Origin of the sequence: Burkholderia sp. Bp9016, from assembly GCF_003857765.1 — a bacterium.
GTDB lineage: Bacteria > Pseudomonadota > Gammaproteobacteria > Burkholderiales > Burkholderiaceae > Burkholderia.
The window spans coordinates 403,041-409,270 of the sequence record NZ_QTPY01000002.1 but is presented as its reverse complement, the minus strand read 5'-3'; the positions used below and the strand labels follow the sequence as shown (position 1 = coordinate 409,270).

Genomic DNA, 6,230 nt, shown 5'->3' with positions numbered 1-6,230 from the left:
TGACGATGAACGCCGCGTTCTGCGGGGTGAGCAGGTGGTCGTTCGCGGGGTCGCGAATCGGTTCGCTTGCCATGGTTCTCTCCAGATCAGATGGGGGGAGGCTGGGGATCACGATCGCGCCGCCCCGTCGTGCGGACGCGATGCGATTCTGCTGCGGTGCGGTGCCGCGACAACCGAGTCGCGAGGTTCAACGGCGACATCGACACGGCCCGCGCCTGCTGATTCGCCGGATTCGGGTATCGGCGAGTGTCGTCAGCTTATGCGATTCAGGGGGCGGTGCGTAGCGCGCACGGACAGAACATAGTGTTCTCGTTCATCGAACGGAATGCGCGCGCAACAGGGTGGACATGCGGCTAACATGGGCAGCATGTTTAGGATCACTGATGGGTGTGAAGGCGACGCGACCCGATCCGGCGGTGCGGATCGGGCGGTGAAGAGGGGCGGCGAACGGAACGCGCGACTTAGCGTCGCGCGCGCGTCTTGCCGGCGATGCGCATGGCCGGCGGCGCACCGTCGGCGGGCGTGGTGTCTTCGAGCACGAGCTGGGCGGTGACGGCGAAATGCCGGCGCAGCAGTTCACAGGCGCGATCGGCGTCGCGTGCGAGCACGGCCTTGACGATTTCCTCGTGTTCGCGGCCGACGTCCCGCTCGCCCGCGTGCTGGCTGCGCAGCGACTGATGGCGGTAGCGGGCCGTCTGGGTGCGCAGCGTCGCGGCGAAATGCTTGAGCCATTTCGAGCGGCAGCCGGCCAGCAGCGTCGCGTGGAAATGGTCGTGCGCGCGTTCCCAGTCCGGGTTCATCCGCGGCGGTTCGTCGACGACGGTCGGCAGGCTGTTCACCAGGTGGAACGCGGCGAGCACCGATGCTTCCCATTCGAGGTTGCCGCTGTCGATCGCATCGCGCAGCGCTTCGGATTCGATGCATTGCCGCACGGACGTGATGTCCTCGAGATCCGCGCGCGAGACGGGCGTGACGCGAAAGCCGCGCTGGTCTTCCGCGTCGACGAAACCGCTCATCGCGAGCCGCGACACGGCCTCGCGCAGCGGGATCACGCCGGCCTGGTAGCGGTCGGCCAGTTCCCGGATCTTCAGCTTGGAGCCGGGCGCGAGCGCACCCGACACGATGTCCCGAAGAATGGTGTCGGCCAGTACCGATGCCATGGTCCGGGAGCCGCCGGCCGCAGCGTCGTCAAACGTCATGTCCACGAATGTTTCCCTCCTGATGGCCAAATTATATGCAGAACGTGGGGATATATGCACACCCTAGGGTAAACATGAAAAGACTAAAATATATATATTTTCTAAATTTATATCTAAATCGTGGCCAGCCCGGCCACGACCCCCTTGAACTGGAGATGTCATGCGTTACGTGAACTTTTCGGCCGATGGCCGCAAGCGGATGCTCGGCGTGCAGCGGGGCTCGAGCATCGCGTCGCTCGGCGACACCACGCTCGAGCAATTGCTCGCGAGCGGTATCGATCTGGTCGACTTCGCCGAGCGCCACGCGTCGGCCGGCCCGATCTTTCACGTCGACGAAGTGACGTGGCTGCCGCCGCTCGCGCGGCCCGGCAAGATCATCTGCGTCGGCCTGAACTACGCCGACCACACGAAGGAAAGCCCGTACGACCAGCCTTCCTATCCGACCCTGTTCCCGCGCTTCACGACGAGCCTGATCGGGCACGGCGCGCCGATGATCCGGCCGCGTGTGTCCGATTCGCTCGACTTCGAAGGCGAGCTGGCCGTCGTGCTGAAGAGCGGCGGCCGTCACGTGCCGAAGGCACGCGCGCTCGACTGCGTGGCCGGCTACTCGGTGTTCAACGACGGGTCGGTGCGCGAGTACCAGTTCAAGGCGCCGCAATGGACCGTCGGCAAGAACTTTGACGGCACCGGTGCGTTCGGGCCCGCGCTCGTCACCGCCGACGAGATGCCGGCCGGCGGTGCCGGACTGCAACTGCAAACGCGGCTGAACGGCAAGGTCGTGCAGTCGGCGAACACCAGCGACATGCTGTTCGACGTCGCGACGCTGATCGCGATCGTCAGCGAGGCGATCACGCTGGAGGCGGGCGACGTGATCGTCAGCGGCACGCCGGCGGGCATCGGCTGGGCGCGCGAACCGAAGCTGATCATGCGCGACGGCGACGTGTGCGAGGTCGAGATCGAAGGACTCGGCATTCTGCGCAACCCGGTGCGCGACGAAGACGCGGCGCAGTGAACGCCGGCTGCCGAACGGACCCATCAAGAGACTGAGGAAGACATGAGACAGATTCGAGTTCCGGTACTGGTGGTCGGCGCGGGGCCGGCCGGGCTGACGAGCGCGGCGTTGCTCGCGAAATACGGCGTCGACGTGCTGGCGATCACGCGCTATCCGGGCACCGCGCATTCGCCGCGCGCGCACATCACGAACCAGCGCACGGTCGAGGTGTTCCGCGACCTGGGCATCGAGGAGCGCGTGCGCGCGCTGGCTACGCCGAACGAGCTGATGACGAACAACGTGTGGGCGACGAGCTTCGCCGATCGCGAGATCGCACGGCTGCAGACCTGGGGCACCGGCACGCGGCGCAAGGCCGACTACGAGGCGGCGAGCCCGTCGCAGATGTGCAATGCGCCGCAGCACCTGCTCGAACCGGTGATTCTCGGTGCGGCCCGCGAATACGGCGCGCGCATCCTGTTCAACACCGAGCTCGTGTCGATTCGTCAGACGGAGGACGCGGTGATTTCGCGGCTCGTCGACGTCGTCACGCGCGAGGAGATCGAAGTGATCTCCGACTACGCGATCGGCGCCGATGGCGCGCAGAGCATCGTGGTCAAGCAGCTGGGCTTCGAGCTGGACGGCGAAATGGGGCTCGGTTGCGCGGTGAACTGCTGGCTCGAAGTCGATCTCGAGAAATACACCGCGCACCGCCCGGGCGTGCTGTACTGGATGAGCCAGCCGGGCAGCGACTACTGGGTCGGCAGCGGCACGTACATCTGCGTGCGGCCGTGGAACGAGTGGGTGCTGCTGTTCATGTACAACCCGAAGGACGGCGAGCCCGACCTGAGCCATGACGCGGTGATCGCGCGGGCGCGCGCGACGATCGGCGACCCCGACATTCCGATTCGCGTGAAGGCCGTGTCGAAATGGACGATCAACCGGATGGTCGCGCGCAACATGGTGAAGGGGCGCGTCGCGATTGCGGGCGACGCTGCGCACCGACATCCGCCGGCGAACGGGCTCGGCTCGAACACGTCGGTGCAGGACGCGTTCAACCTCGCGTGGAAGCTCGCGATGATCGTGAAGGGGCAGGCATCGCCCGCGTTGCTGCAGACCTATTCGGACGAACGGCAACCGGTTGCCGAGACGGTCGTCAACCGTGCGATCAAATCGGTCGGCGAGATGCTACCGATCGCGAAGGCGCTCGGCTTTTCCGGAGGGCAGAGCGTGGAAGAGGGCTGGGCGTCGCTCGACGGGCTGTTCGCCGAGGACGGCGCAGGCCGCAAGCGCCGCAAGGCGCTCGCCGATGCGGTCGAACTGCAGAACTACCAGTTCAACTGCCACGGCGTCGAGCTCGGGCAGCACTACACGTCGTCCGCAATCGTGCGCGATGGCGCGACATTCCCGATCCCGTCGCGCGACCCGGAGCTTTACTATCATCCTACGACGACGCCGGGTGCATCGATTCCGCACGCGTGGATCCAGCACGACGGCGCACAGGTGTCGACGCTCGACCTCGTCGGGAACGGCGCGTTCACGGTGTTGACCGGGGCCGGCGGACGCGCGTGGCTCGATGCTGCGAAGCAGGTCGGCGACGAATTCGGTATCGAGATCCGCGCGGTGGCGATCGAGCAGGGCACGTCGACCTTCGACGTGTACGGCGACTGGGCGCGACAGCGCGAGATCGAGGACCACGGCTGCGTGCTGGTGCGGCCGGACCGTTTCGTCGCGTGGCGTTCGGAAGCGATGGCGGACGACCCGGCCGGCGCGCTGCGGCGCGTGCTTGCGCGGATTCTCGGTAGCGTGCCGCAGGCGCGCGCGAATGTCGACGCGGCCGCACTGGCCGAAGCATAACGGAGGTCGGAATGACGACTGCGACAAGGAAGCGGGCTCCGTTCGGCGTCCATAGCATCGACCATTTCGCGCTCGACGTGCCGAGCCTCGCGGACGCCCGTTGCTTCGTGACGGCGTTCGGTTTCGACGTCGAGGCGAGCGGGCAGGAATTGCGGCTGCGTACGCAAGCCGGCGGCCACGTATGGGCGACGCTGCGCGAGGGTCCGCGCAAGCGGCTTGCGTATCTGTCGCTGAACTGCTTCGCCGACGATTTCGAGCCGCTGCGCGCGCAGATTCTCGATGCGGGGGGGCATGCGGCGACGCCGCCCGATGGGCGCTCGCCGGACGACGGCTTCTGGTTCGAGGACACCGACGGCAACCTGATGCAACTGCAGGCGGGTGCGAAGACGACGCCGGGATGCAAGCCGGCGGCGCAGCGCGCGGCCGGTATCCGGCCGCAGCGCGGCGCGCTGTTTCGCGGCGACGCGCCGGTCGTGCATCCGGCACGACTGTCGCACGTGCTGATGTTCACGCCGGACATTGGCCGTGCGATCGCGTTCTACGAGCAGGCACTGGGGCTGTCGTTGTCCGATGGCGCCGCGGGCATCGTCGCGTTCCTGCATGCGCGTCATGGCAGCGACCATCATCTGGTCGCGTTCGCGCAGGGCAGCGCGAAGGGCTGGCACCACAGCGCTTGGGACGTGCCGACCGTCGACGACGTCGGGCTCGGCAAGATGCAGATGCAGCGGGCCGGTTACGTGGAAGGCTGGGGCGTCGGGCGTCACGTGCTGGGCTCGAACTACTTCCAGTACGTGCGCGATCCGTGGGGCTCGTTCTGGGAATACTCGGCCGACATCGACTATGTCGGTGCGGGCGCCGAGTGGCCGGGCGGCGACCACCCGCCGGAGGATTCGCTGTATCTCTGGGGGCCGGACGTGCCGGACTACTTCTTCGAGAACACCGAAGCCGCCTGACCATCGCCGGATGCCGCCGGCACGGGCCGGCGCGCCTTTCGCCGGACTGGTCGGTCCGGCGTTCCGGGCTTTTTTTCGTCACATCAATCAGTACAACAAATCATAATTGGAGATCAGGATGGTCGGCAAAAAGACCTGTGCAATCGGGCTGCTGGCGCTCGGGCATGCCTGCGCGGCGAACGCGCAGAGCAGCGTCACGCTGTTCGGTTTGCTCGATGCAGGCGTGAGCTACGTCAGCAATGAAGGCGGTCACGGCGTCGTCAAATTCGACGACGGCATTTTCACGCCGAGCCTCGTCGGGCTGCGCGGCAGCGAGGACATCGGCGGCGGCACACACGTAATTTTCCAGCTCGTCAGCCAGATCGCGATCGGCTCCGGCGCGACGATCGGCGACGGGCTGTTCGCGCGCACCGCATTCGTCGGTATGCAGAACGACCGCTACGGCACGATCACGCTCGGCAACCAGTACGAGTTCATGGCCGATACGCTGTTCTTCGGCGGCGTCGATGCGGCGCGCGACGTGGGCGGTCTGTACAACCTGCGTAACGGCCCGTTCCAGAAACTCGCGTTACCGGGCAATCCGACCGGCGCATTCGACTGGGACAGGATGGCCGGCAGCCAGCGCGTCGCGAATGCGGTGAAGTATGTGAGTCCGGTGATCGGCGGAATCAAGGTCGGCGCGTTGTACGGCGTCGGCGGTGTGCCCGGTAGCATCGGCGCGAACAACACGGTGAGCGTCGGCGCGGACTATTCGATCGGAGCGTTCGGCGCGGCAGCCGCCTATACGAACGAGAAATACGGCGCGCAAGCGGGCTCGGCCGCGACCAGCGTGCGCAACTGGGGCGCCGGCCTGCGCTACGGGTTCGGCGCGCTCAACCTGAGCGCGCTGTTCACGACGGTGCGCAACGCGGCGTCGGGCGGTGCTGCGTGGATGAGCGAGCTGGGCGGCACGTGGAAGCTCACGAACGCGATGACGCTGGGTGCGGACTACATGTACATGAAGGGCAATGCGACGCTCGACGACAACCATGCGCATCAGATCACGGCAACCGTTCAGTATCAGTTATCGAAGCGGACGATGGTCTACGCGAGCGGCGCGTGGCAGCGCGCGAACTGCAGCGCCCAGGCGCAGATCAACGGCGTGCTGGACCCGGACGGCGCGTCGTCCGGCACTACCCAGGCGATTGCACGCATCGGCATGCACACCGTGTTCTGACCGCGCAGCTATGCGCA

At 66.5% G+C, this 6,230-nt stretch carries 5 protein-coding genes and 1 pseudogene; 4 read left to right on the top strand and 2 right to left on the bottom strand.

Annotation, left to right across the window (positions count from 1 at the left end; all coding sequences use genetic code 11):
* A pseudogene (locus tag DIE13_RS04320) lies at window positions 1-73 on the bottom strand (hydrolase); the annotation flags it as partial.
* A 388-nt stretch (window positions 74-461) separates the two neighbouring features.
* Window positions 462-1,199 carry a GntR family transcriptional regulator gene (locus DIE13_RS04315; protein WP_199568725.1) on the bottom strand — a complete coding sequence of 246 codons (738 nt, stop codon included), beginning with the start codon at window positions 1,197-1,199 and terminating at the stop codon, window positions 462-464.
* Between the two features lie 160 nt (window positions 1,200-1,359).
* On the opposite strand from DIE13_RS04315, the gene DIE13_RS04310 reads away from it, so the two are divergent.
* The 4 genes from DIE13_RS04310 to DIE13_RS04295 all read left to right on the top strand — a co-directional run bounded on the left by DIE13_RS04310 (window position 1,360) and on the right by DIE13_RS04295 (window position 6,213).
* Window positions 1,360-2,211 carry a fumarylacetoacetate hydrolase family protein gene (locus DIE13_RS04310; protein WP_124825973.1) on the top strand — a complete coding sequence of 284 codons (852 nt, stop codon included), beginning with the start codon at window positions 1,360-1,362 and terminating at the stop codon, window positions 2,209-2,211.
* A 42-nt stretch (window positions 2,212-2,253) separates the two neighbouring features.
* Entirely contained in the window at window positions 2,254-4,044 is a 1,791-nt protein-coding gene (locus DIE13_RS04305) for an FAD-dependent monooxygenase (RefSeq protein ID WP_124825972.1), read from the top strand.
* 11 nt (window positions 4,045-4,055) lie between these two features.
* Complete coding sequence (locus DIE13_RS04300; protein WP_124825971.1) at window positions 4,056-4,997, top strand: VOC family protein; 942 nt, start codon at window positions 4,056-4,058, stop codon at window positions 4,995-4,997.
* Between the two features lie 118 nt (window positions 4,998-5,115).
* Window positions 5,116-6,213: a porin gene (locus tag DIE13_RS04295; protein ID WP_124825970.1), complete on the top strand. Its 1,098-nt coding sequence runs from the start codon at window positions 5,116-5,118 to the stop codon at window positions 6,211-6,213.
* The last annotated feature ends 17 nt before the right edge of the window (window positions 6,214-6,230 follow it).

Bases quoted from the DNA above. Each gene is read 5' to 3' on its own strand.
- DIE13_RS04310 (WP_124825973.1), top strand. From the start codon at position 1,360: ATGCGTTACGTGAACTTTTCGGCCGATGGCCGCAAGCGGATGCTCGGC.
- DIE13_RS04300 (WP_124825971.1), top strand. From the start codon at position 4,056: ATGACGACTGCGACAAGGAAGCGGGCTCCGTTCGGCGTCCATAGCATC.
- DIE13_RS04305 (WP_124825972.1), top strand. From the start codon at position 2,254: ATGAGACAGATTCGAGTTCCGGTACTGGTGGTCGGCGCGGGGCCGGCC.
- DIE13_RS04315 (WP_199568725.1), bottom strand. From the start codon at position 1,199: ATGACGTTTGACGACGCTGCGGCCGGCGGCTCCCGGACCATGGCATCG.
- DIE13_RS04295 (WP_124825970.1), top strand. From the start codon at position 5,116: ATGGTCGGCAAAAAGACCTGTGCAATCGGGCTGCTGGCGCTCGGGCAT.